General features: G+C 43.9%; 20 protein-coding genes. 19 read left to right on the forward strand and 1 reads right to left on the reverse strand.

Features of this window, described 5'->3' with window-relative positions:
* The first annotated feature begins 342 nt into the window (after positions 1-342).
* From ssb to ACTXGL_RS07155, 12 genes are all read left to right on the forward strand, one after another.
* The gene (ssb, locus tag ACTXGL_RS07100) at positions 343-966 is read left to right on the forward strand and encodes a single-stranded DNA-binding protein (protein WP_443525840.1); all 624 of its coding nucleotides are present in this window, start codon (positions 343-345) and stop codon (positions 964-966) included.
* Positions 967-1,579: 613 nt separating this feature from the next.
* Positions 1,580-2,227: a hypothetical protein gene (locus tag ACTXGL_RS07105; RefSeq protein WP_443525842.1), complete on the forward strand. Its 648-nt coding sequence runs from the start codon at positions 1,580-1,582 to the stop codon at positions 2,225-2,227.
* Between the two features lie 140 nt (positions 2,228-2,367).
* Positions 2,368-2,886, forward strand: coding sequence for a BLUF domain-containing protein (locus ACTXGL_RS07110; RefSeq protein WP_201607541.1), 519 nt, complete (start codon positions 2,368-2,370; stop codon positions 2,884-2,886).
* 57 nt (positions 2,887-2,943) lie between these two features.
* Positions 2,944-3,381, forward strand: a complete 438-nt coding sequence (locus tag ACTXGL_RS07115) for a BLUF domain-containing protein (protein ID WP_201607542.1) — start codon at positions 2,944-2,946, stop codon at positions 3,379-3,381.
* A gap of 345 nt (positions 3,382-3,726) precedes the next feature.
* Positions 3,727-4,050 (forward strand): H-NS histone family protein, encoded by a 324-nt coding sequence (locus ACTXGL_RS07120; RefSeq protein ID WP_201607544.1) that lies wholly within the window; start codon positions 3,727-3,729, stop codon positions 4,048-4,050.
* Positions 4,051-4,279: 229 nt separating this feature from the next.
* Positions 4,280-5,125 (forward strand): type II secretion system protein N, encoded by an 846-nt coding sequence (gene gspN, locus ACTXGL_RS07125; RefSeq protein WP_443525845.1) that lies wholly within the window; start codon positions 4,280-4,282, stop codon positions 5,123-5,125.
* A complete protein-coding gene (locus tag ACTXGL_RS07130; protein WP_443525846.1) occupies positions 5,126-6,022 on the forward strand; it encodes a type II secretion system protein N in 897 nt (298 codons plus the stop codon).
* A 78-nt stretch (positions 6,023-6,100) separates the two neighbouring features.
* Positions 6,101-8,344 carry a type II secretion system secretin GspD gene (gene gspD, locus ACTXGL_RS07135; protein ID WP_443525848.1) on the forward strand — a complete coding sequence of 748 codons (2,244 nt, stop codon included), beginning with the start codon at positions 6,101-6,103 and terminating at the stop codon, positions 8,342-8,344.
* 214 nt (positions 8,345-8,558) lie between these two features.
* The gene (locus ACTXGL_RS07140; protein ID WP_443525850.1) at positions 8,559-8,729 is read left to right on the forward strand and encodes a hypothetical protein; all 171 of its coding nucleotides are present in this window, start codon (positions 8,559-8,561) and stop codon (positions 8,727-8,729) included.
* A 183-nt stretch (positions 8,730-8,912) separates the two neighbouring features.
* A complete protein-coding gene (locus tag ACTXGL_RS07145; RefSeq protein ID WP_443526056.1) occupies positions 8,913-9,866 on the forward strand; it encodes a TatD family hydrolase in 954 nt (317 codons plus the stop codon).
* A gap of 126 nt (positions 9,867-9,992) precedes the next feature.
* Positions 9,993-10,862 carry a tRNA threonylcarbamoyladenosine dehydratase gene (locus tag ACTXGL_RS07150; RefSeq protein ID WP_443525852.1) on the forward strand — a complete coding sequence of 290 codons (870 nt, stop codon included), beginning with the start codon at positions 9,993-9,995 and terminating at the stop codon, positions 10,860-10,862.
* Between the two features lie 21 nt (positions 10,863-10,883).
* On the forward strand, positions 10,884-12,662 hold the full coding sequence (locus tag ACTXGL_RS07155; RefSeq protein WP_443525854.1) for a GAF domain-containing hybrid sensor histidine kinase/response regulator: 1,779 nt from the start codon (positions 10,884-10,886) through the stop codon (positions 12,660-12,662).
* Positions 12,663-12,824: 162 nt separating this feature from the next.
* Here ACTXGL_RS07155 and efp read toward each other — a convergent pair whose 3' ends face one another.
* Positions 12,825-13,397 carry an elongation factor P gene (gene efp / locus ACTXGL_RS07160; RefSeq protein ID WP_443525856.1) on the reverse strand — a complete coding sequence of 191 codons (573 nt, stop codon included), beginning with the start codon at positions 13,395-13,397 and terminating at the stop codon, positions 12,825-12,827.
* 148 nt (positions 13,398-13,545) lie between these two features.
* Here efp and epmB point away from each other — a divergent pair, with 148 nt between their 5' ends.
* The 7 genes from epmB (at position 13,546) to ACTXGL_RS07195 (ending at position 24,064) form a co-directional block, all read left to right on the forward strand.
* Positions 13,546-14,553, forward strand: a complete 1,008-nt coding sequence (gene epmB / locus ACTXGL_RS07165) for an EF-P beta-lysylation protein EpmB (protein WP_443525858.1) — start codon at positions 13,546-13,548, stop codon at positions 14,551-14,553.
* A 387-nt stretch (positions 14,554-14,940) separates the two neighbouring features.
* Positions 14,941-16,662, forward strand: coding sequence for a hypothetical protein (locus ACTXGL_RS07170; protein WP_443525859.1), 1,722 nt, complete (start codon positions 14,941-14,943; stop codon positions 16,660-16,662).
* A 332-nt stretch (positions 16,663-16,994) separates the two neighbouring features.
* The gene (locus tag ACTXGL_RS07175; RefSeq protein WP_443525861.1) at positions 16,995-19,094 is read left to right on the forward strand and encodes an EAL domain-containing protein; all 2,100 of its coding nucleotides are present in this window, start codon (positions 16,995-16,997) and stop codon (positions 19,092-19,094) included.
* A gap of 72 nt (positions 19,095-19,166) precedes the next feature.
* Entirely contained in the window at positions 19,167-19,628 is a 462-nt protein-coding gene (locus tag ACTXGL_RS07180) for a c-type cytochrome (RefSeq protein WP_443525863.1), read from the forward strand.
* Positions 19,629-19,744: 116 nt separating this feature from the next.
* Complete coding sequence (locus tag ACTXGL_RS07185) at positions 19,745-20,701, forward strand: AAA family ATPase (RefSeq protein ID WP_443526057.1); 957 nt, start codon at positions 19,745-19,747, stop codon at positions 20,699-20,701.
* Positions 20,702-20,801: 100 nt separating this feature from the next.
* Positions 20,802-21,818: a hypothetical protein gene (locus ACTXGL_RS07190; RefSeq protein WP_443525865.1), complete on the forward strand. Its 1,017-nt coding sequence runs from the start codon at positions 20,802-20,804 to the stop codon at positions 21,816-21,818.
* On the forward strand, positions 21,815-24,064 hold the full coding sequence (locus ACTXGL_RS07195) for a transglutaminase family protein (RefSeq protein WP_443525867.1): 2,250 nt from the start codon (positions 21,815-21,817) through the stop codon (positions 24,062-24,064). Before ACTXGL_RS07190 ends, ACTXGL_RS07195 begins: the two co-directional genes overlap by 4 nt.
* Positions 24,065-24,093 lie beyond the last annotated feature (29 nt).

A 24,093-nucleotide genomic window follows, 5' to 3' on the forward strand; every position in this document is an offset into this window, starting at 1 on the left:
TTATAGGGCTGCGATTGGATAGCACTATAACTGGATAGCGCTGAATTTGGATAATGCGATAAATTATTAAGCACAATAAAATATGCTTAAAAGTACCCAGTATTCAGCGCATCTTGAAAACGGCAAAATACCCCTAATAGTGTAGAACTACGATAGTTTTGAGAAATTATTTAGGCGACATAGATTGACGTCTACCCTAAGTAGACTGTAGATATTTCGATAAAAATTGGTTAAAGTAAACTCATATAATTGATATTACTAAGAGTTGATAGCATCAAATGCTGCTATTAGATAACGATTAAAACAACGTATTAAATTATTCATCAATAAAAGGACGGTATCATGCGCGGAGTTAATAAAGTTATCATCATTGGTAACCTTGGAGCGGATCCTGAGGCACGCCAGTTCAATAATGGTGGCAGCGTGACCAATATTTCAGTTGCGACATCAGAGCAGTGGACGGACAAACAAAGCGGCGAAAAGAGAGAAGCGACAGAGTGGCATCGTATCTCGCTATTCAATCGTCTGGGTGAGATCGCCGCGCAGTATCTGCGTAAAGGCAGCAAGGTCTATATCGAAGGCAGTCTGCGTACGCGTAAATATCAAGACCAAAGCGGCCAAGATCGTTACATTACTGAGATTCGCGCTGAGCAAATGCAGATGCTTGATGGTCAGACTGGCGGTGGACAGGGACAAGGCAATAGCGGTGGTTTTGGTAATAACCAAGGTGGCTCAAATCAGGGTTATGACAATCAAAATGGCCAAAACAACTATGGTCAGCAAGGTAATAATCAGCCAGCACAGCAAGGCGGGTACAATAACCAAGCGAATGGTGGGCAAAACAGTTTTAGTAACCAAAACGCACCTGCGCCGCAAAATCAGTTTAATCAATCAGCACAAAAGCCAGCACAGTCTAAGCCTACAGCAATGCCAGATGGTCCTGTAGATGATGATATTCCGTTCTGATGATGATAAGACATAGAACGTAAAGATAAAAATAGATAAAGAACCTCGCCACTGGCGGGGTTTTTTAATGTGTAATCATAAATAACTAAAAACTCAGTCACTGCTAAAATTCTAATATCAGCTTTGGTCATATTACAAGTTGATTGCTAAGACATATAAAAGCATCTATCTTTAGAAATACATAAAGATAAAACTTCTGTTTGTTTTTGCCTACTTTATATTTTTAAATCATTCATTATCTTTATTTTTTTTGCCACAAGTAAATGGACAATAGCCACCTGCAAATAAAATTAATGCCATAAACTACTTTTCATGACTGTTTTTATTATCATTTTTTATATTGAAATTTATAAAAACTACCTTTCATACCTCATATAAACCGTTTGTTCTATCCAGTTTAATTGGGACTAACAGTTTATCGATGACATTGATATACTCAGCTCAAATAAAACTGCACACGACTTTAAGTATTGATGCTGCTACTAAAAAGTTATCTAGCAATAAATACGAATCAATTAAAGTTCGATCATGTGATGGTTTAAAACATAAAATTATTTGGGTTGGCATCTTACAGGCAGGGTGCTCATCTGACTGCCAGTACAGAGTATAAAGAATGAATGACGGTGATGTGTTTCGCAAAAGTGATGTGGGTAGAGAAGAGATAAAGTCTCAAAGTCTTGGTGTGTTACCAAGAGAGGCAAGAACGTTGTTGATTATGATCGACGGTAAGCGAACCTACCAAAACTACCTAGATACACTCGATAATAGCAAAATGTTTGCTGACTTTGGTGGTGTTGCACCTCTATTTGAGCTGCTTTTAGAGCTCGAGTGTATCGAAGTGGCGAATACCATAAATACGCGTGCCCGTATCAAGACAGACCCTCAAGCATCTAGCAGCACGCAAGTGCCAGAGATCTTGCGATCTCAATCAACACAAAACTCGTTTGATACCAGTACCGAGACAGAGTTCGATCGTACTTTTAATAGTAAATCACCTAGCAGCGTTATAGACGCTGGTAAAAAATCGCTAGGCGGTATTTTTAAGTCAAAAGTATCTGATAGCAATTATGGAACGATAAAATCGGACTTGGCGACTTATATTGAAAAAAACGCCCCACCTGCTGAGGCTTGGGGTTATCTGTTAAGTTTGGAGCAGTGCAATGACAGCTCACAATTGCTGCGATTGGCACAAGAGATACAAAAGAGCAGCAACGCAAATTTATCACGTGGTATGAATGAGTTTATTAAAAGAACTCAGTAGTAGAGTGGATAAAACAACTGGCTCATTATCAAAAGTAAATAAGCTGTCTTTGCTTATTGGGCTATCAAATATGTACACACTATTAAATATCTACAAGCTATTAAATATTTACAAGCCTAACAAACTAATTGGAAAAACCTATGGAATCAGTCGATCTTTCAGAGTCAAATCGTCAAAAAATGCAACATGGAGAGCATCTCATTGTACGTTTGACTTATATTAGCCGTTATAACAATGATAATCTCAACGGTGAGGTGACTCGTATTCTTGAACAAGCGCAGCAAAACAATGAGCGCAATGGTATTACTGGTGCTCTAGTATTTAACCACAACTACTTTTTGCAGAGTATTGAAGGGGCAAGACCAGTGATCAATGCACTGCTTAGAAAACTTGTCCAAGACGATCGCCACCACTCTTTACAGATCGTTGAGTGCCGCGAAGTTGATCAGCGTCACTGGAACAAATGGTCAATGAAATACTTGATTCCAAGCGATGAGAACAAAGGGATTGCTCTAAAGTTTTCGACAGGTAATGAGTTCAACCCTTACCTGATGAGTACCAACCAAATTATGATGTTGATTGATACGTTATCGGAGCTTCAAGAGCAAGAAGGACAGCGTACTTCTCAAAAGAAAAAACCTTGGTATGCTTTTGGCTAATTGGTTGATGCCTATAGAGTCTACCTGCTTCCATAACTTTTTTATAAGAGAAAAAATATGACATCAGTAAATACAGATGCTCACATCTTAATGAGCATGACCTATGCCAGTCGCGCAAACCCAGATGTATCGGCTACTGACTTCAATGAGATATTACAGCAAGCACAGATCAATAACGCCGCCAACGGCATTACTGGCATGTTGACATTTAATAAAGATTATTTTTTGCAGACCGTAGAAGGTCCAAGAGCGCAAATTAATCGTTTGCTATATAGCCTGATTGCTGATGAGCGTCATTACGATTTACAGGTTATTGAAACGCGAGAGTTAAAGCACAGAGAATGGTCAAAGTGGTCTATGAATTACGCATCTCCAACCGAAGAGAACGCTGCTGTGTATCTAAAATACTCTACTACGAATGGGTTCAATCCATATTTGCTGAATGCTGACTCTGCCAATGGCTTGATGAATGAGCTGAGTGCTCAAAAAGGATAGATAAAATATCTGGGTCTCGATAGCAGTCAATTACCCTAGAGTTAATCAAAAATATTTTGAGATAATAATTAGGATAACAGTCGATTGGCTTTGATTATATCTAGTATAATGAATATTTGTTGTGGCCAATAATGCTCCATTGCCAATAACGCTCAATTGATAGTATGACGAGATATCAAAACAGCAACGAATGGTTTTTGATAAATGAATAATCAAGCAAATTTTTGAAGATGTAATATCGACTTAGTTAAAAACAGTGTTAATGATGAATGAATATTCATTCAGGTCCTCAATAGGAATGATAGCTCTATTGAGGTGAATAACTTTTATACAATTGGATTTATTATGAGCAAAAACAACGCAATCGATTTAGACAACTTAAACGTAGACGAGCTACGTGCTATTACTGAAAATGCACAACAGCTTATCGCCAAAAAACAGCACCAGCGTTTATATGACGCTTATATGCAGTTCGAAAAAATTGCAAAAGAGAGCAACGCGACTATCGAAGAGATCTTAAAAGCTGGTGAGACGTTAGAGAAAAAACGCAGTATTAAGTACCGTAATGGGGATAACAACGAAGAGACTTGGACTGGTCGTGGACGTAAACCAACGTGGTTGGTCGAAGCACTCGCAGCAGGTCGTGATCTTGAAGACTTTGCGATCTAATGGTGTAGACCTAGGTAGTCATATGGCACGCAGACGAGCTTAGCAGTCTTGTAGATAGTGGTTTATTTACAAGCATTTAGTCGTAAGTGACGTAGCACCGCAAAACAGAGAAGCCAGTATCTATGTTGCCATTATTTTGGCAAAAAGATACTGGCTTTTTTTCTGTCATCTATAGGCCATTGTTTGTTATGATAATGACGTTTTGGTCTTATATAAGAGTTGTGCAACTGTGACCCAAGTATCTGAGTTGTCTCATAAACGTCCTCGTAAGCTTTGGTGGCTGATCGGGTTCGTATTGTTTGCACTATTTGCCGTGTTGCAGATGCCAGCGGCGTGGCTACTTGAGAAATACGCGCCCAATACCCCCTATGTACAGCATGTATCAGGCAATGTCTGGCAGGGCTCTGCTATCTGGCAACTTCCCATATCATCGACACCGCTCATAGGCATGGCCGACTGGTCATGGCAGCCATGGCAATTGCTCACAGGTAAGCTTGGCGCAGATATCAACATAAAAACAGAGCAAACAAGACTGAATGGACAGGTGAAGCTTGGTTTTAACTCATGGCAAGTCGACGATATGAGTGGGAAAATCGCGCCTGAGACTCTAAAAAGTGTCGTTGACTGGCAATTACCCAATACGCCTATTCAGGTCAATGGCGTCTCATTGACGCGCTTATCTGATGACGCCGACAACAAGGTAACATCAGAAACTTCTAACAATGCATCTACTCAGAGTACTACTGGATTCAGTGCTGCAGAGGGGCAACTGACATGGGTAGGCGGTGAGGTGGGCTATCCGAGTGGTGGCAAGGTTTTTTATCTGACTATGCCTGCATTACGCGCTGAGCTGAGCGCAGAGCAAAAAAACAATAGAAACCTGTTGCATATCAACTTGTTAAATGATCAGGATAAGCGTCTGGGTGATCTGTATATAGACGGTGATAATATGCTGGATGTCAGTCTGACCCAGCGCCTACTAGAAAACATGCCTGAGTATAAAGGACAGGCACCGCAAGATACGCCAGTCGTTAGTGTGCGTCAACCGTTGCTAACTGGTCTAGGGGCAAACTAAATGGCCAATATGACTGCAAGCCTAAAACCTATTGTCAATACTCTCAATCGTTTTTCAGGATGGTTGTTGCTGCTCGCCATTGCTTGGCTATGTTGGACAGCCGCCCGTCTTTTGTGGTTATTGTTGGCAGCGCCCTTAGCACCTGCATTACCGCTAGCCCCTTTGCAAAGTAATGCAAAGTCTACCAATGATTACAGTGGATTGTTTGCGATATTTGCTGATCCCGATCCCATTGCGGCGGCAGTCCAGCCACCACCCAACGTTGAGCTCAAAGGGGTATTGCTAGCGATACCTGAGACTATGTCTTCGGCATTACTTAATATTAATGGTGAGGTAAAAAACTACCGAATCGGTGATGGACTAAAAGATAGCGACTATATTCTTGTCGCTGTTGATTGGAATTCAGTTATTATCGCTGATACTGATGATAAAGAAACCATCATTAGCATGCCGGATGCCATGATACTAGATCAAAGCAAAATGCTGGCAGGTGGCATTAGTAATCAGCGCTTGCCTAATAACAGCCTATTGCCAACTGCTCCTCAGGTATTGCAAGAGACACCTTCTGAGCCTGCAGCAGAGACGAGTGAAAGTAGTCCGCAGTCAGCTATTGAGGAGGCGGTCACGGCGCTGCAAGAGAACCCTGCCAGTTATTTGAGTAGAATGGGGGTAATGGCGTCAGGTGAGAGCTATCAAGTGACAGCCGCGATGCCGTCAAAACTACGTAACCGATTAGGGCTTGAGCCGGGTGACAAAGTACTGACGGTAAATGGACAAAGCGTGGGTAATAATCCGGCTCAAGATGCGGGCGTGTTACAGCAAGTACAGCAAGCAGGTGAAGCACAGATCGAGGTTCAACGTGGTGAGCAAGTCATTACGATTCGCCAGCAGTTCTAGCATGGCGGATTTTTAGCACAGGTTGCTCGTTAAAAACTCAGTACATATTATGCAATATCATTGTAGGTAATTATAAATATGGTAAGTTTTCATCAATTTTCAGCCACACCTTTACATCGTGTTCTGCAGCGCTTGATGCGTCTAAGCCGTCCTATCTGCCTAGCGGTACCTTTGTGGGCAGCCAGTATGGGCCTTGCGAGTGCTGAGAGTTGGAAGGTCAACTTACAAGATGCCGATATCAAAGCTTTTATCAATGAAGTGGCAACCATCACTGATCAAAACTTTGTCCTTGATCCTCGTATCAATGGCAACGTAACTGTCATCTCCAACAAAGCCTTATCCCGCGATGAAATCTATCAGCTGTTTTTGAGTGTGATGCAGGTCAATGGTATTGCGGCGATTGAGTCGGGTACGACGACCAAGCTAGTGCCGGATAATGTTGCCAAGCAATCTGGCGTTGCTGTTGATTTGCGTGGCAACAGTGTTGGGGAGTCATTGGCAACCCGAGTGATCTATTTGACAAATACGCAAGCTGCGGAGGTTTTAGGGGTCATACGACCACTGATGCCGCAGTCAGCCCACGCTGCTGCGGTACCTGGCGTAAATGCGCTTGTGCTATCGGATCGAGCAGATAGCCTCAATCAGCTGACAGCGCTTATCCGTGATTTGGACAGTAACGTCAATGATAGTTTACAAGTGATTCCATTACGTCACGTCGATGCCGAACGTATGATGGAGCTCATTAGTGCGTTGGTCGCAAATGCTGGTAGCGGTCAAGCGCAAGGTAGTAACAATCAGCTAAAGGTCATCGCTGATACCTCAAGCGATAGACTGCTGGTCAAAGGCAGTCCTGAGATGATTGCCAAAGTTCAGGAGATGGTCAATCAGCTCGATACTACGCCTACAAGACGCCTAAGTGGCCTCCGTGTCTTTCGCCTAAAGTATGCTAGTGCCACTCACATTGCCGATATGCTAAGAGGGTTGCTGGCCAATCAGTCAATCAATAGCGCTGGTGCAACATCCACATTAGAATCAGCCTCTTTGAATGATGCAAGCAGCATAGGCGCATCCATCAATAGTGCTGCAAATGAAAGTATTAATAATAGCAGCCCCTCAGTGGTACCCACCAGCAATGCAGGCGTAGCGAGTACAGGCGTCGTGAGCCGACCGTTTAGTATCATTGCTGATGAGACGCAAAATGCCGTTATCGTAAACGCTGCGCCTGAGCTCATGTTTGAGATTGAAGATGCCGTCAATCAATTAGACAGTCGCCGCGCGCAGGTATTGATTCAGGCTGCTATTGTAGAAGTCTCAGGAGATGATGCGACTCAGCTCGGTGTTCAGTGGGCGCTTGGCAATGCCAACAGCGGTTACGGCGTTGTAAATTTTAATAATGTCGGCGCTAGTGCAACGACGCTGGCTGCCGCTGCACTGGCAGGGAGCAGTACGGGTATAAGTGCGGCTGCCAGCTCTATCGTTGGTGCATTGGTCGGTATCGGTGACAGTCGAACAGACAGTCAAGGGAATACTGAGTTTTATGGTGCTATTTTGCAGGCACTTGATTCTTCTACCAGTGCCAATCTACTATCTATGCCGTCTATTTTGACATTAGACAATGAAAAAGCCAGTATTCTGGTTGGACAGAATGTTCCTTTTGTCACAGGCTCATTCACCACTAGCGGAAATGATTCAAACAACCCTTTCCAGACCATCGACCGTCAAGACATTGGTATCAACCTTAATGTCATTCCGCACATTGGCGATAACGGCACAGTACGTTTGGAGGTGTCTCAAGAAGTCTCGTCTGTCGTACCAGGCAGTACTGGCAATGCTAGTGGCTTAATCACTAATAAAAGCCTTATTAATACGACGATTTTAGCAGATGATCAGCAAACCATCGCTTTAGGCGGTTTGATGCGTGACAACAGCACCACGCGCCAACAAAAAGTTCCAGGTCTTGGTAATGTTCCGCTAATTGGAAGATTATTCCGCTCTGATAATGACAGTACCCAAAAGAGCAATTTGATCATATTTTTGCAGCCAACTATCTTGCGTGATGGTGGTGCGGTAGCGAGTGTGACTGAGCGCAAGTTCAATCAGATGCGTGTACTGCAGCTGGTCATTGACAAAAACGGCACGATTAAACAACTGCCACTGAGTGGTACACAAGGTTGGGATGGCGATGTCAGTGCAGACTACGAGTTAATGCCACTCAACCCGCTCATTCCTAAGCGTGATCAGACCCCAAATTCAACTTCTCAAGGTTTTACCAAGGTAGACAGTCCTAATAGTGGTATAACGACCTATCCGCTAAGTCGTTAAAGCTAACGTAGTTCGCTACTAGTTATTTGCTACTGTAGATCGCCAATGTCCCTTAATTACTATGAGCCAATGCACGATATAATTGTATAGTTATGTCGTACATTGGCTTGCGTGTTCACAATATAGCCACTACTATACTAAACATTAGTAGAATAATATCGCGTATCCGATATCTGTTGATATGATTTATATTCAGGTAGTAAATGGAGCCAAAATGGCAAATCATAAAATGTTTAAGAAATGGCTGGTCCTGAGCGCTATTGCTACCGCTTTGACGCTCATTCCTCGGCGCAGCAGCCGCAACGCTGACACAGAGGTATCCAATAAAGACTGCAACAAAGCCAGTGATCAAAGTAGCTCTCATGATGATACGAACGCTAATTAGATCACGTATTAAATAGGCAGTGCAGGCTTTTTATATTGGGTTTTATAGTTAGCGCATCAGCTGTTAATATAGTCATTGGTATAATATGATGATTGATAAGGTATTTTGCTAAAACAGTTATTTTGGAGCATATCAATGGCGGCTACCGAGTCATCGACTCTCGATAAAAAAACATCAGTCAGGATGTATCCCCTCATTGATACACATACTCATTTTGATACGCCAGTATTTGATGATGATCGAGCTTGGCAGGTACAGCGTGCTTATAGTCAAGGTGTACGCCATTTAGTGTTGGTAGGTTACTTATATCAGTATTTTGAGCGGATGTACGACACTGAGCAGGTACTGAACAAAGTACTGAGCAAAAAAGCATCACAGTCTTCTGCCAGCGATATTCAATATCAGGACGAACTTTATATACATACTCATATTGCGCTGGGTTTGCATCCTTTTTACATCGAACAGCATACTGACGAGCACATGATAGCATTGGCACAGATGGTGATAGAGCGCCGCCCTTTAGCTATTGGTGAGATCGGCCTAGATACATTTACTGATGCGATGAAAGCGCCTAGTGTATTTGCTAGGCAAAAGCGCTTTTTTGAGGCGCAATTAGATATTGCAGTGACCCATAAATTGCCAGTGATGCTACATATTCGTAAGGCACATGCCGAAGCACTCGCTATATTAAAAGCGCATGATTATGATGCACATGAATTGGGCGGTATTGCCCATAGCTTTAGCGGCGGTGAACAAGAGGCCAAGGCTTTTGTAAAATTGGGATTTAAGCTGGGCGTTACCGGTCAGATTACCAATCCAAATGCCAAAAAACTCCGCCGTGCGATTACAGCCGTTGTTGAAGAGTATGGTATAGCATGTTTGGTGATAGAGACTGACTGCCCAGATATGACGCCTATGATGTGTCAAACATCGCATGATGAGCATTCAGAGTCTGGACAAAGCCCCTATAATGAAAGAGAAAATGCCCATAAGCACGATAGAAATGTCCCTGCTAATTTGCCTTGGGTGCTAATAAGTCTGAGTGAGCTATTGGGCGTATCACGTGATAAACTTGCTAAGCAGTTGTGGCAAAATAGCTGTGACGCCCTAAAAATAACATGGACCTATCCGGCATGACTAATCTTGCATGACCATGAGAGACGATAGGAAAATGGAAAAGGCGAGCGGCTAGACGCAAGTCATAAATGTCGTGGTTAGCACATAAAGCAATAGTTATCATTAAAAAGAGTAATTCGAACCGTTATGAATGAAACACAACAATTTGAGCCGCCAAAATTAAAAGAAAACGCTCTAGTACAACGCGACGCTGATCAAGAAAGTGAGCAGTATGATCGCCGTTTTCAAGGGACGCGCACGCTCTATGGTACGTCAGCGGTAGATACTTTTGCGGCAGCTCATGTCTACGTTATTGGCGTAGGGGGTGTGGGCTCTTGGGCCGCTGAGGCACTGGCTCGAACAGCAGTAGGTACCATCACTTTGATTGATTTGGATGTATTGGTCGCCTCTAATGTCAATCGGCAGCTACCTGCTTTAGACAGTAGCTTTGGTCAAAGTAAGATTGCGGCAATGGCAGCACGTATCAAAGAGATTAACCCCAAAGTGACGTTGAATCTTATTGATGATTTTTTGACAGTAGATAACGTCGCTGCCCTACTACCAAGTCTTGATGATGCAAAAGCTGCTGCCAAGCAAGGTAAGCCCATAGTAGTGTTAGACTGCGTAGATGACATGAATGCCAAGCTAGCAATCGCACTGCATTGCCGTTTTAATAAACTAAAGCTCGTCTGTGCGGGCGGTGCAGGCGGCAAAATAGATCCAAGTCAAGTTAGAGTAAGCGATTTGCGCGACAGCTATCAAGATCCACTACTGGCCAAACTGCGCAATAAATTACGTCATGAAAAAGGCATCAATAGCGCACTAAAAGACAAGTTCGGCATCAAGTGTGTTTATTCTATAGAGCCGCCACATGTAGACAAGAGTTGCCAAGCAGGCGGTTTGCAGTGTGGAGGCTATGGGTCAGCAGTGGTTGTCACATCGGTAGTAGCAATGATTATGGTCAATGAAGCATTACAATTATTGATAAAACAGACGAGCCATCAACCGAGCGTCTGATATTATTTAATGGAGTCTACCTTGTCTATATCTAACTCACCCAAACAAAGTTACCCAGTCGCGGTAGGTGAAATAGAGCGTATCAATAAGCTCAGAAAATATCAGGTGCTCAATGAAGACGAAGAGCCAGCATTTGATAGACTGGTCGACCTTGTAAAGTTATTCTTTGACGTACCCGTGGTCACGATCACTTTTATGGACGAAGAAACGCAGTATCTAAAACCAGCCTGCAAATTTGAGACGATGTCTGAGAGTGTCAGTACAGCACCACGCGAAATGGCTTTTTGTAATTACACCATACTGTCTGATGATGTGTTAATAGTACCCGATACATTGGAAGACAGCCGATTTAGCCAAAGCCCAATGGTCACAGAGTCGCCATACTTAAGGTTTTATGTTGGTGCCCCAATTTTGCTACATGAAGACAATAAAAACTATCGTCTAGGTACGTTGTGTCTCATGGATATCAAGCCAAACCATAATTTTGATGCCCAGCAAGAGCAAATATTAGCGCAGTTTGCCATGATGGCAGCAGACGCATTGCAATTACAAGACAAACAGCGTGATGCCAAGCATGCCAATGAAATGAAATCTAGTTTCTTGGCCAACATGAGTCATGAAATACGCACGCCAATGAATGGCATCATTGGTATGGTAGAAATGCTGGGTGATACCGAGCTTAGCGCTGAACAACGAGAATACGTGGATAATATTAAGGTCTCAAACGAGCATCTGATGGTGATTATCAATGGTATTTTAGACTTATCGAAGGTTGAATCGGGCAAAATGACCATCGATTCTATCCCATTGAATTTATCGACATTATGTAATGAAGTGGTCAGTCTGTTCTCTATCAAAGCACGTCAACGAGGTTTGACGTTAGATTATCATTATACTGAGTCATTATCGCCTTACGTGAAAGGAGATCCAGTACGCCTTAAGCAAATCATAGCAAATCTGGTCAACAATGCGATAAAGTTCACTCGTGAGGGTGGGCGCGTGAGCATCGATGTCAGGCATATGGACAACTGTTATTGCGAGGAGATTGACAAGACTGGCGGCAATAAGAGTGTGGTAAACAATAAGTCTGACAAAAATATGACCTTGTGTATTGAGGTGACAGATACGGGTGTTGGTATCAAACCTGAATCGTTAGAAGCAATATTTGATGCTTATGACCAAGCCAATAAGTTTACGCATCGCCTCTATGGTGGCACCGGTCTAGGTCTTTCGGTCTGTAAGTCTCTGGTTGATCTGATGGAGGGTTATATCCATGTGGAGAGTAGAGTGGGAGTGGGTACGACCTTTCGTGTTCTATTGCCTTTGCCAACTATTGATGAGAACAAGTACGAAACATGGCAAGACTCTAACGATCTAACATTGATAGAGCCGAGCCATGAGCGTGCAGGACATATCTTGTTGGTTGAAGATGATGCCGTCAATGCAATCATTGCCAAAAAGGCGCTGACCAATAGTGGTCACAAGGTGACGCATGTGACAGATGGTCAACAAGCCATTGAAGCTTTTGCACTATTCCCCAACCGCTATGATGTTATCTTGATGGATCATCACATGCCGATCTTGGATGGCGTACAGGCAACGATCAAACTCCACGAGCTTTATGACCCTCAAGATCTGCCGCCCATTATCGCACTGACTGCCAATGCTATGGATGGCGAGCGTGAAAAGTACTTAAAAGTTGGTATGCAGGATTATTGCACCAAACCCTTTAAACAAGAGCAGCTTAACGCTTTGGTACAATACTGGTTGATGCAGAAGCCGCCATTAGAAGAAGAGTAAACAGTAGACAGCATTTATAGTAACGCCGTGGTGTAAACGACTAATTTAGCAGTAAAGCGATAGTTATAAAAACAAAAAAGCTTAACCACTCTATTGGTGGTTAATCTTTTTTGTTGATGATAGTGATACAAGTATCAGCTGCCAGCTAGGCTTACAGATCGGTTAGCTCACACGAGTCTGATAGTCGCCAGTACGAGTATCAACACGAACAACTTCACCTTGCTGCACAAATAGAGGAACACGTACAACGGCACCTGTCTCTAGCTTGGCAGGCTTACCGCCACCACCTGACGTGTCACCGCGTACGCCAGGATCAGTTTCCGTAATCTGCAATTCAACAAAGTTAGGCGGCGTGACTGATAATGGGGAGCCGTTGAACAGAGTGATGGTACACAATGCATTACTGTTCTCTTTTAGCCATTTAGGAGCATCACCGATGGCGTTTTTGTCAGCTTGAATCTGCTCAAAGCTTTCAGGATGCATGAAATGCCAAAACTCACCATCGTTGTATAGATAGTTCATTTCAGTATCCATCACATCAGCGGCTTCTAAACTATCGCCTGATTTGAATGTTTGCTCTAATACCTTACCGCTACGAAGGTTACGCAATTTAACGCGGTTAAAGGCTTGACCTTTACCAGGCTTTACAAACTCGTTTTCAAGAATGGCACAAGGGTTGCCATCAAGCATAACTTTTAGACCAGCTTTGAATTCATTAGTAGAAAAACTTGCCACAAGAGACTCCTAGGGGTTGTAATAGATGAGGCTGACTATACCAAAAGCTATTGTTCAGCCAAGTATTTACGTATCAGCGGGTATACTTTGATAGGGTAGACACTAAGGGCGTATAATATCGGATTTTGGGTACAGGTAGTAGGCTGTCATGATAAACCATTTAATCACACAAAAAAACTGGCAAAATCAATTATCCGAAGCCATTACGTCCGTTGACGAGCTGCTGAGTATCCTACAGCTGGAGTCATTGCGTGCCGATGTCTATATACCCAAGCATTTTGCGCTACGTGTGCCGCGCGCTTTTGTAGCAAAGATGGTCGTGGGTGACCGTGATGATCCGTTATTAAAGCAAGTACTGCCGGATCAGCAGGAACAAATCAACGTCACAGGCTACGTGGCCGATCCTTTGAGTGAAAATACTCAAAACCCTATCAAGGGCATGCTACATAAATACCAGTCGAGAGTCCTGTTGACAATTACGGGGGCGTGCGCCATTCATTGTCGCTACTGCTTTCGTCAGCACTTTGACTATAGCGCCAATATGCCTACTGCGGAGGCAAAACAAAATATCATCAATTATATTGGCGAACACCCCGAGATTAATGAAGTGATTTTAAGTGGAGGTGATCCATTAAATGTGAACAACAGACGCTTATTTGCATGGTTAGATGCTCTTGAGTCTGTTGCGCAGCTCACTACGATTAGGCTGCATACCCGCTTGCCACTCGTCATCCCAGCGCGTTTAGATACCGATCTATTAGATAGACTGTCTCAAAGTCGTTGCCGTATCGTCATGGTGATCCATTGCAATCATGCCAATGAGATTGATGAATTAACAGCTGAATACTTGCAACGTGCCCGGGCAGCTGGCGTTACGCTATTGAATCAGGCAGTGTTATTAAAAAGTGTCAATGACACTGTCGACGCACAAGTGCAGCTTAGTCAGCGTTTGTTTGCTTCTGGCGTATTACCATACTATTTGCATGTGCTAGATAAAGTTGCTGGTGCCGCACATTTCGATAGCGACGAGCGGTCGTCAATTGAGCTTTACTGGTCACTATTATCAGCATTACCAGGATATTTGGTACCTAAGCTGGTGAGAGAGCTGCCGAATAGACCGTTTAAAGTGCCGATTGACATTTACAGCAAGACTTAGTTTAGGCAATATGGTGCTTTGAATAGCAAACAAAAAGCAATTATTGAAAGCGCGCGTACTATTAAAAGCGAGTGTGCCAGTTGTTGTGACAACATAGTGCATATGGTAATAGTGCGTAAGGGAGTTGTATTTGCTTATAAAAGCTACCTCGTTGTGCTTAGATACTAGAATTCATAATACAGCCTGTCCTTATATTTGATAATGTGTATCTATCAACTCGATTGTATAAATACTTATGAGTGTAGGTACTGCTCTTTATAGCGTTATTACATTTATATTCTGTACCTCATGGAACGCTATTTTTTGTGATTGCGTACTTTTGCACGTTCGTTCAAAGCGACTGATATTGACTGATAGTGAGTAGTAATACCAATGATAACGTTATCCATGTTTCAAGAGCATTTGTCTTCTACTGTAGCATTGCCAATATCGTCAAATCGATCAGTAAACGGTCAAGAGCGTTACTTAGTCAAGCTACTGACCACGCTACCATCACAAACGCCTGAGGAGCAATACCAGCATCTAGAGAGTGTACTCATAGCTTTACGAGAAGCTCATATAGATGAAGATCAGCGTCTCAAGTTGATGGCATCAGTACTTGACGCTTCAATTCGATTGATTGCTGCTTTACGGCAACAGTATATTTATGAGACAGGGGTGTTCGATGAGGTTCAGCTAGGCTATGTCGCACAAACCAAGTCGTTACATTATCTCATCATCATGGTCTATGATAGGATCATACGCCAACAAGATTCAGAGCCTAATACTGGGTCTAAACGCTCTTTGGGCAATGGCTGGCAGCGTTATTTCAATAATAAGAAATCTTCTAATACGTTTGCTATTGCTATTTACCAGTCTTTGTCCAGCTATCAAAAAATACTGGCAGAAGAGGTACTCTGCTATCGACCACCGGCAAGTTATCTGTGGTCAAAAATCAATCAGCTGTATCATCTGGCCTATCAGCACCGCATAACCGATATTGATTTGGGTATAGACGCGGCTGTCCCTCATGCAAACAATATCTATCAGCTATATTGTCAAATCTGTTTACACAGTCTGCTAAACCTACGCGGTATGCGTCGCACCAATATTTTGCTAGTGCAGCGTTTTTTGCCTGAATGGGCAAAGCACATGGTCGCGACAACAGAGCCTACCACCAGAACACGCGTATTTGTTGATTTGGAAGCTCATTACCCACCAAGCTATCTCACGGCTAACTCTGAGATAAACCCTTATGAAGAACATCGCACTTGTCTATTCTTAGAGCTGGCACCGATGATTGAGTATTTTGATTCACGCAAGCAGGCTCTACTTGGAGATAGTAGTGCAGCGTTAGAGTACGGTTTGCTCAATACAATCGCATCAACAGTCAGTTATCGTTACTTACAGCCTCCGCTTACTTTGCCTACCAAATATAGCAAAAAACAAGAAGCGCTATTGGTCACAGGTTTTAATGATATTCATTACCGTGTGGGCGATTTCAACAGCTTTGCTAATTTGGTATCAATAAAAGAGCTAGCAGAGGAAGAGAGACCTCGTTATGACACATTTGGTAAAGAGCAAAATAGCAACAATCCGTTAAATATTAGAGTATTTGATAGCCATGATCACCTTTCACTGTTTCGTGCGCTGCAACTGTTGCCAGAAGCAGATGGGCCCGAAAAAGAGAATGCTGATAGCCCTGATCAAGTAATAGCTGAAGATGACACTTCTAGAAATGCACCGCCACTATTACATCTCATGCGTTTGTTTTTGATCTGCCACTCTACGGCAACAGAACAAACTGACTGGTCAATAGGTGTCGTGCGCTGGACGAATCTTGATAGCAAAGCCCCAATCATAGAATGGCAAGTGCTCGGACATAAACTTGTGGCTTGCGGCTTGCGTCTAGAGGGTAGAGAGCTACGAAACCGTCACTTTGTACCTGCATTTATCTTGGGTAGGGACGAGCAACTAAAAACCACGAGTACGCTCATCGTACCGCCTTCTTACTTTCAGAACAATGACCGAGTCGTTATGCGTATTGGTAGCAAGCAAACACCATTACGCTTGGGAAACAAGATACTGATGACTGATGAGTTTAGTCAGTATGAGATAGTTCAGTTGTAGCCTACGGTATTTTTGTCAAAAAGCAGACACATGTTGATATGTGGAGGTTTTGGAGGGTTTCTTCGCAGAATCCTAATAAACAAGAAAGGTCATAAGTTAATCTGCAGCTTGCCGAGTTATTGTCTATAATGATGGATATTGTTATTCTAATTGATACCCTATTTAATGTAACCAAAATTAGTTAACCAAGCGTATTATACAGAGCAAGGCTCAGTTATTATTATGATAATCGCCAAGCTTATTGTTTTCTGTGCTAGGTTTATTTTTGGAAAAGGTGTCAGGTTATTAGAAATAATAGATAAAAATACGTCCATAAGATTAAAAGGCTTCCTATGCGCACTCAGTCTACCTTAAACTTGTTAGTTATCAATGATGATCAGCTTTACGCGGAACGTCTTGTGCAATTGCTTAGCGGTTATTATGACAGTGTGAACTTAGGATTTTTAGACGATAAAGAAGAGTTGTTAAAAGTACTACGTCAACAGTGGGACGTTCTCGTATTTGGCAAAGCCTATGATATGAGCTTTACGGATGTGGTGAGTATCGTACAAGAGCAAAGTATCGATTTGCCAATGATTTGCTTAGTGAATGAAGAGACGGCAGCAGCGGTCTCTAATGATGAAGGGCTACCTGCTGTTGTTAGTGGTACGATGATTAAAGCGCTTAGGTTTGATCAAGAGCTGCCAGTAGTTATGGCTATCTGTCTGCAGCACAGTAACTTGCGCAGTCGCCGTACGCTAAAAACCTTACGCCAAGTGCTCTCTGAATCAGAACAGCGTGCCAATGTTTTGATTAAGAACTCAAAAAGTGCCGTTGCTTATATCGATGAAGGCATTCACATCTATGCCAACGACCCATATCTGCAGTTATTTGGCTTTAAATCGATGAATGATGTCGTTGGTGTGCCAGTAATTGATTTGATTTCGGGTGGAAGTAATGTCAAAGGTTTCAAGCAATTTTTGCGTCAGTTTGATAAAGGCAGTCGCAAAGATGTAGAGTTTAACTTTGAGAGTGTACGTACTGATGGCAGCACCTTTGAGGCAAAGCTACAAATGGCTTCAGCGACACTTGAGGGTGAGCCGGTCACTCAGATTATCATTCAACAAAACCAGAGTAACAGTGCAGAGGTTGCTAAGCGCTTAGCTGAAGCTGAGCGCACAGATAATCTGACAGGTCTTGATAATCGTCGCGGCTTTGAGGAGCAAATGGTGGTAATACACCAGCAAGCGACTCAAGGGGAGCTGACAGCAGGGCTGCTGTATGTGCAACTCGATAGCGTTGGTAAGATTAGAAGCAGTCTTGGTTTGAAAGGGATTGATGCAACCGTCAAACAAGTGGCTTATATGTTAGATGAGCTCATACCTGATGGGCACGTCAGCCGCTTTAGTGATACTGCATTTATGATACTGGTCAAAAATAAAAGTACCGCTGATCTTGAAAAGCTCGCAGCACATATTGGCTCTCGTATCAGTGAGATGCTCATCGAAGTCGATAAGCGTACGACCAGTACGACCGTCAGTATCGCAGTGGTCAAAATCGAGAAAAATACCGCTGAGCCTACCATTGTACTCGAGCGTGCCATGGAAACCATCAACCATATTATGGTAGAAACCTCTAATCATGGCGGTACCTATCATATATACGATCCAAGCGAACACGCCAACAGTGATGACCATGCGCTTGCTGAATCGTTAGTTGACGCTATCACTAACAACCGCTTTGAGCTGTCATTTCAACCAATCTATGATATTGATCGGGATCGCAGTGACTTTTTTGAAGTGTATCTACGCCTGCCTCTCTCCGATGCCGAAAACACCGTATTGACACCAGATCAATTTATGACTGTGGCCAAGAGCCACAACCTACTAGAAAAGATAGATCGCTGGGTACTTATTAACGCCTGCAAAAAAATCAATGATGTACGCAAGCACCATCCTGAAGCCAGACTGTTGATACAGCTGACGAGTGCAACCTTGGTCGATAAAAAACTACCCAACGTTGCAAGCCAGTTGATCAAGGCAGTAGGCGGTGCCGCCGGTGTATTAACATTACAATTCAATGAAAAAGACATCGTTGATCACCTAACTGTAGCCAAATCTCAGTTCTCCGCTCTGAGTGAAGTTGATTGCCAAATGGGCATTAACAACTTCGGATCTTCTGCCAAATCTATCGAAATTGCCAGTTTGGTACAGCCAGATATGGTGCGTCTGGCGCGCAGTTACGTACAAGATATCAATTCAGCAGATAACTTAGATACTGTCAAATCACTCATCACAAGTACCAATGAGGTGAAAGTGGATGTGTTGATGCCTTATATCGAAGAGGCGGCGACCATGTCGGTTGCATGGAGTGTTGGTGCGCGCTATCTACAAGGGTACTACTTAGAAGAGCCTAGTCAGACGATAAAACTAGAAAGCCATGCAGCAAGTTAGAAAGTTGTGATGCTAAAGTTGTAATGACATAGACTCTTTATCACTGACACTTACCAACCAAAGATTGCCCAAATGCCACTTATTAGTAAATATCAAATAAACAGTCTTTTTGCCGCTGTTTTGTTGCTCACCGCGTGTGAGAGCAGTATTCCGCCTGACCATCGAGACCCAGTGACCCTACCTTTATATACAAAAGGTGATGTTAAAAATGGCTTGGTGGTTTACAAAGAGGCGTGCGGTCAATGCCATCAGCTCAATGCAGGTCTGAATAAAAAAGGCCCACAGCTCATGAATATATATGGTGCGCCAGCTGCCGAACTAAAAGATTATGACTATAGCAAAGGACTAGAGTCATCAGGGTGGGTATGGGATGCCAAAACGCTTGACCCTTATATTGCGGATGCACAAAAAGCCATACCAAACTCAAAAATGCTATCTGACCCCATGCCAGATGCCAAAGAGCGTGCAGACGTCATTGCTTATCTATCTACCCTCCGCGCTGAGCCTCCAGCAGTTGCAGAGGATACAAACTGATGCTAACTGTTGAACGTTATGACATAAAAATGAGCCGATAACTGACTATGACCCAGACCGCGAACGATATATCATCATCCAACTCTCAAAAAACAGCAGCGACGCCTAATCAGTCCATGCCGACTACTGCTGACTTTCAATATAATCAGCAAAAAATTGCACAGCTGATGGCCCAGTTGAATCAAATCGTATTGGACAAGCCTCAAGCCGTTAAACTTGCACTTAGTGGTATCTTGGCAGGTGGGCATCTGTTATTACAAGATTTGCCGGGCATGGGTAAAACAACGCTGGCTCAAGGATTGGCTCAGCTATTAGGGCTGAGCTTCAGCCGCGTGCAGTTCACTAATGACATGCTACCTGCTGATATCTTAGGTATGAGCATCTACGACCAAAGTAAACAACGCTTTGAGTTCCGTCCTGGGCCTGTCTTTACCCAGCTATTACTCGCTGATGAGATCAATCGCTCTAGCCCTAAAACGCAAAGTGCGCTACTCGAAGCAATGGAAGAGCGACAAGTGACTCAAGATGGTCAAACGTATCCCTTACCGCGACCGTTTTTTGTCATTGCCACCCAAAACCCATTACAGCAAGCAGGTGTTTATCCACTCCCTGAGTCACAGCTAGATAGGTTCTTATTATGTTTATCACTAGGTTACCCATCACCTATAGCAGAGCGTGAGCTGCTAAGAGGTCAAGATCGTCGCGAGCTACTAAAAGATTTAGATGCAGTACTTGATACTGACGCGGTACTGATGGCTCAGCAAGGTGTTAGACAAGTGTATGTGGCAGATGTTGTGTTGGATTATTTACAAAGGCTCGTTGCAAAAACTCGAGCAAGCCAGGAATATCATGGACTATCACCGCGTGGCGTACTGTCGCTACAGCGTGCTGCCCAAGCTCATGCCTATGTATCGGGGCATATGGAGGTGGTACCTGAAGACATCCAAGCGGTGTTTGCAGCCGTAGTGGATCATCGTCTGGGCCAGCGCTTCGTGCCTGCACATGTGAGCGGTGGACAGGCAACCAAAACGATCGCACAGCGTATATTGGCAGAAGTGTCAGTTACTGTTTAACTGTCCATACTGTAGCTCGAGCAGTGGCTACAACAAATGGCTACATTCGTCGGTTGAAGACGAGTATCACAGTCAATCACATGGCAAGAGTAGGGTAGTCATGAGCTTTTTACCAAAGGCCTTAACCGTACCAATCAAGTCAGCACTGAGCCGTTGGTTTGCTTCTCGTGCACCCAAAAACGATAGTGCCACCCTCAATCTACGCAATGTTTATATTTTTTTTAGCCGTGAAGGCATGCTATTTGCTGTGCTATTAGTGATCACCTTTATTGCGGGTGTCAATTATGGCAACAACTTGGTGCTTGGTTTATGTTTTTATCTGGTCAGTGTCTGGCTGATTAGCTTCCATGTGACTTTTGCGCACATATCCGGTCTACATATTCGTCTATTAGACGTTACGATGACTCAGGCAGGTAGTCCTGCTTGGGTGACGTTACAGTTAGATAGCAAGAGTCGTCAACCACGCAGGCAGCTGCTATTTGAATTTGAGACATCTGCTGATCGTAAAGATAAAGCAGATACGGATGATCAAAACGCTATCCTTATTACCAGGCTACAAGGTGAGCAAATCATAAGGCTACCCGTGCAGACAAGCAATCGTGGTCAATTTGAGCTACCACGGTTGACCATCAAAACTGTCTATCCTTTGGGTATCATGCGGGCATGGTCTTATGTCTATTTTGCGCGTAAAGCTTGGGTATACCCCAAGCCTGAAACCTTTGATTGGCAAACTCAGTATGCAATTGCAAGCATGGAAGATTTGCCAACAGGCGGTCAGTATAGGCAAGGGCAGGACGACTTTGAGCGCCTAGATAATTATATAGAAGGGGAGTCATTGGCGCGTGTCTCTTGGAGTCACGTAGCACGGGGACAAGGAATGTTTACTAAGCATTTTGCGGATCCTGTTGGTCATGAGCAGACATTAGATTATGCAGATATGCCAGCTGCGCATCATGAACAAAAACTGGCGCAACTGGCTCATGGTGCGTTAACGCTCGGTCAGCTCGGTGTGCCCTTTCAAATGCGTTTACCCAATGATGCTCCTGCTACCGCAGTGATGGGTGACGGTGAGGTTTTTGCGCAAGCGTGCTTGCTAAGGCTAGCGAAATCACCATGACCCAATTTAAGCAACCTCCAGCGACTGATACTACAGATATGGCAAGTTTTGAGCAGTTGTCACTTGGGTCTCGCACCCGAGCGAAAAATAGTACTCAAACGCTCCACCGCGTAGCAGATAACAAAAAATGGTATCGGCAGCTGCTGGCATTACCAGCGTACTACTGGGTCCTAATCGCTCAAGTGGCAGTCATATTACCGCATGCTGCTCACTTGCCGTTGTGGTTAATAGGGTTTGCTGTTGTCAGTATTGTTGGGCAATTGCCACGTATCAAAAGACGATTCAAAAAAATATCTCATCTAAAGCGTGTCTATCAAGGCATGCAAATGCTAGGTTTTTTGCTGGGGTTGGTCGGTCTGTGGCTGACTTATAACACCGCTTTTGGTTTGGACATGGGCGTGGCATTTTTGGTGCTATGCTTGGTCAGTAAACTTTGGGAATTATACAAACGCCGCGATGCTTACGTGGTGCTGAATTTATCATTGTTTGTATTGGCTGCTTTATTTTTGATGGATCAAGGCTTGATTACCACGCTAGAGGTCATCATTGGTGCCCTCATCGTCTTATTGGCATTTATCGCGCTCAACGATGATAGCAATGCTCGCGGTGATGGACGCATACGTACCTTGGGGGTATTGGGTATTGGCGCGTTACCTTTATTGGTAGTGCTGTTTTTATTTTTCCCGAGATTGCCGCCGCTGTGGTCCGTACAGTTGTCAGGTCAGCAAGCGATTACAGGGGTCTCTGATAGCATGTCACCTGGTGATTTTGCTAATTTAGGTCAGTCGACCGAGCTGGCTTTTCGCGTAGAGTTTGAAGATGAGCGTCCACCGCAGCAGCAGCTTTACTGGCGCGGTTTGGTATTTAGTGATTTTGATGGGGTAACTTGGCGTCCAAGCCCTCAGGCAAGCCAGTGGTCAGTAAGATCACAACCACCTATGTGGATCCAGAACGCTTTTGCTACTGTTCCTGAACAAGTGCAAGCAGCACCTACTCGATATCAAGTTATCCTAGAACCTACACAGCAAAACTGGTTGTTTGGACTAGATTATCCTTTCTCTCAGCAACCAGATATCAACATCACGTCCAACTTTACGTTATCCAAAGACCAGCCGGTGACGCAGCAGCTTCGCTACGATGTAGTGCAGTTTGCGCCGATGCGTATAGATCCAGTGTTAGCAGAAGCATCCCGGCGCTCGAACCTTGCGCTGCCTAATGAAGGTAATCCGCAGGCACGCGCGCTTGCTAAGCAGTTGTTTGCGCAGTCAGGCTCAGATCCGGTGCGCTATATGGCTGCTATCGAGCGCTGGATCAATCAGACAGAGTTTCGCTATACTTTATCGCCGCCGCCACTGAATACTAATCGTATCGATGAGTTTTTGTTTGAGACCAAAGCAGGGTTTTGCGAGCACTATTCTTCAAGCTTTACCTTTATGATGCGGGCAGCTGGTATCCCTGCGCGAGTAGTAGCAGGCTATCAAGGCGGTGAGCCGAGTCGTAATGGTAACGTATGGGAAGTGCGTCAAATGGATGCACATGCATGGACTGAGGTATGGCTTGAGGGTCAAGGCTGGGTGCGTGTGGATCCGACGGCATTTGTCGCACCTGAGCGTGTTGAGCAGGGCATGAATACGATGACCCAGCAACAAGGGGCCGCCATGTTTGGCAGTGGTGCTAGTGCTCAAATCAGCTATCAGCAGTATCAAATGCTACAAACATTAAGGCGCTTATCAGACCAAGCAAGCTATTACTGGCAAAAAGATGTCGTTGGCTATGATCAAGACAAGCAGGCAGACTCGCTATTAAAATGGTTCAATATCAGATCAATCACGCAGCAAATCATTTGGTTAGCAGCCAGTGCTGTTATTATTATGGCAGTCTTAGTATTTATCATATGGCAGCGCCGCCGCAAACGCTGGCATCCAGCGGACTTGCCACTTGCACAGCTCTCAAAACGTGTGGGTAAACGTGATCAATCGCTGGCTCGAGAGGACAGTGAGGGGCAACTGGCGTGGCTAGAGCGTTTGGCTATTGCTATTGATAGTCGGCTTGACGGCAACACTCCTCATGCGACAAGTAAGTTGACAGACAGTGAAAACCCGATAACGATTCAGACCAAGCTCATTGAAATTAGACAAGACTACCGTCAGTTACGCTATGGACGCTTGAGTACCTTTGATACCAGTCATAGCGAGTATCAAAAAGCACTTCAGCAACTCAAGAAAAACGTACGTGAATTACTCTAAGGTTTTTGGGTTTGGTGTCACTGATTTAC

The sequence above is a fragment of the Psychrobacter sp. T6-6 genome, assembly GCF_052258185.1.
Classification (GTDB): domain Bacteria; phylum Pseudomonadota; class Gammaproteobacteria; order Pseudomonadales; family Moraxellaceae; genus Psychrobacter.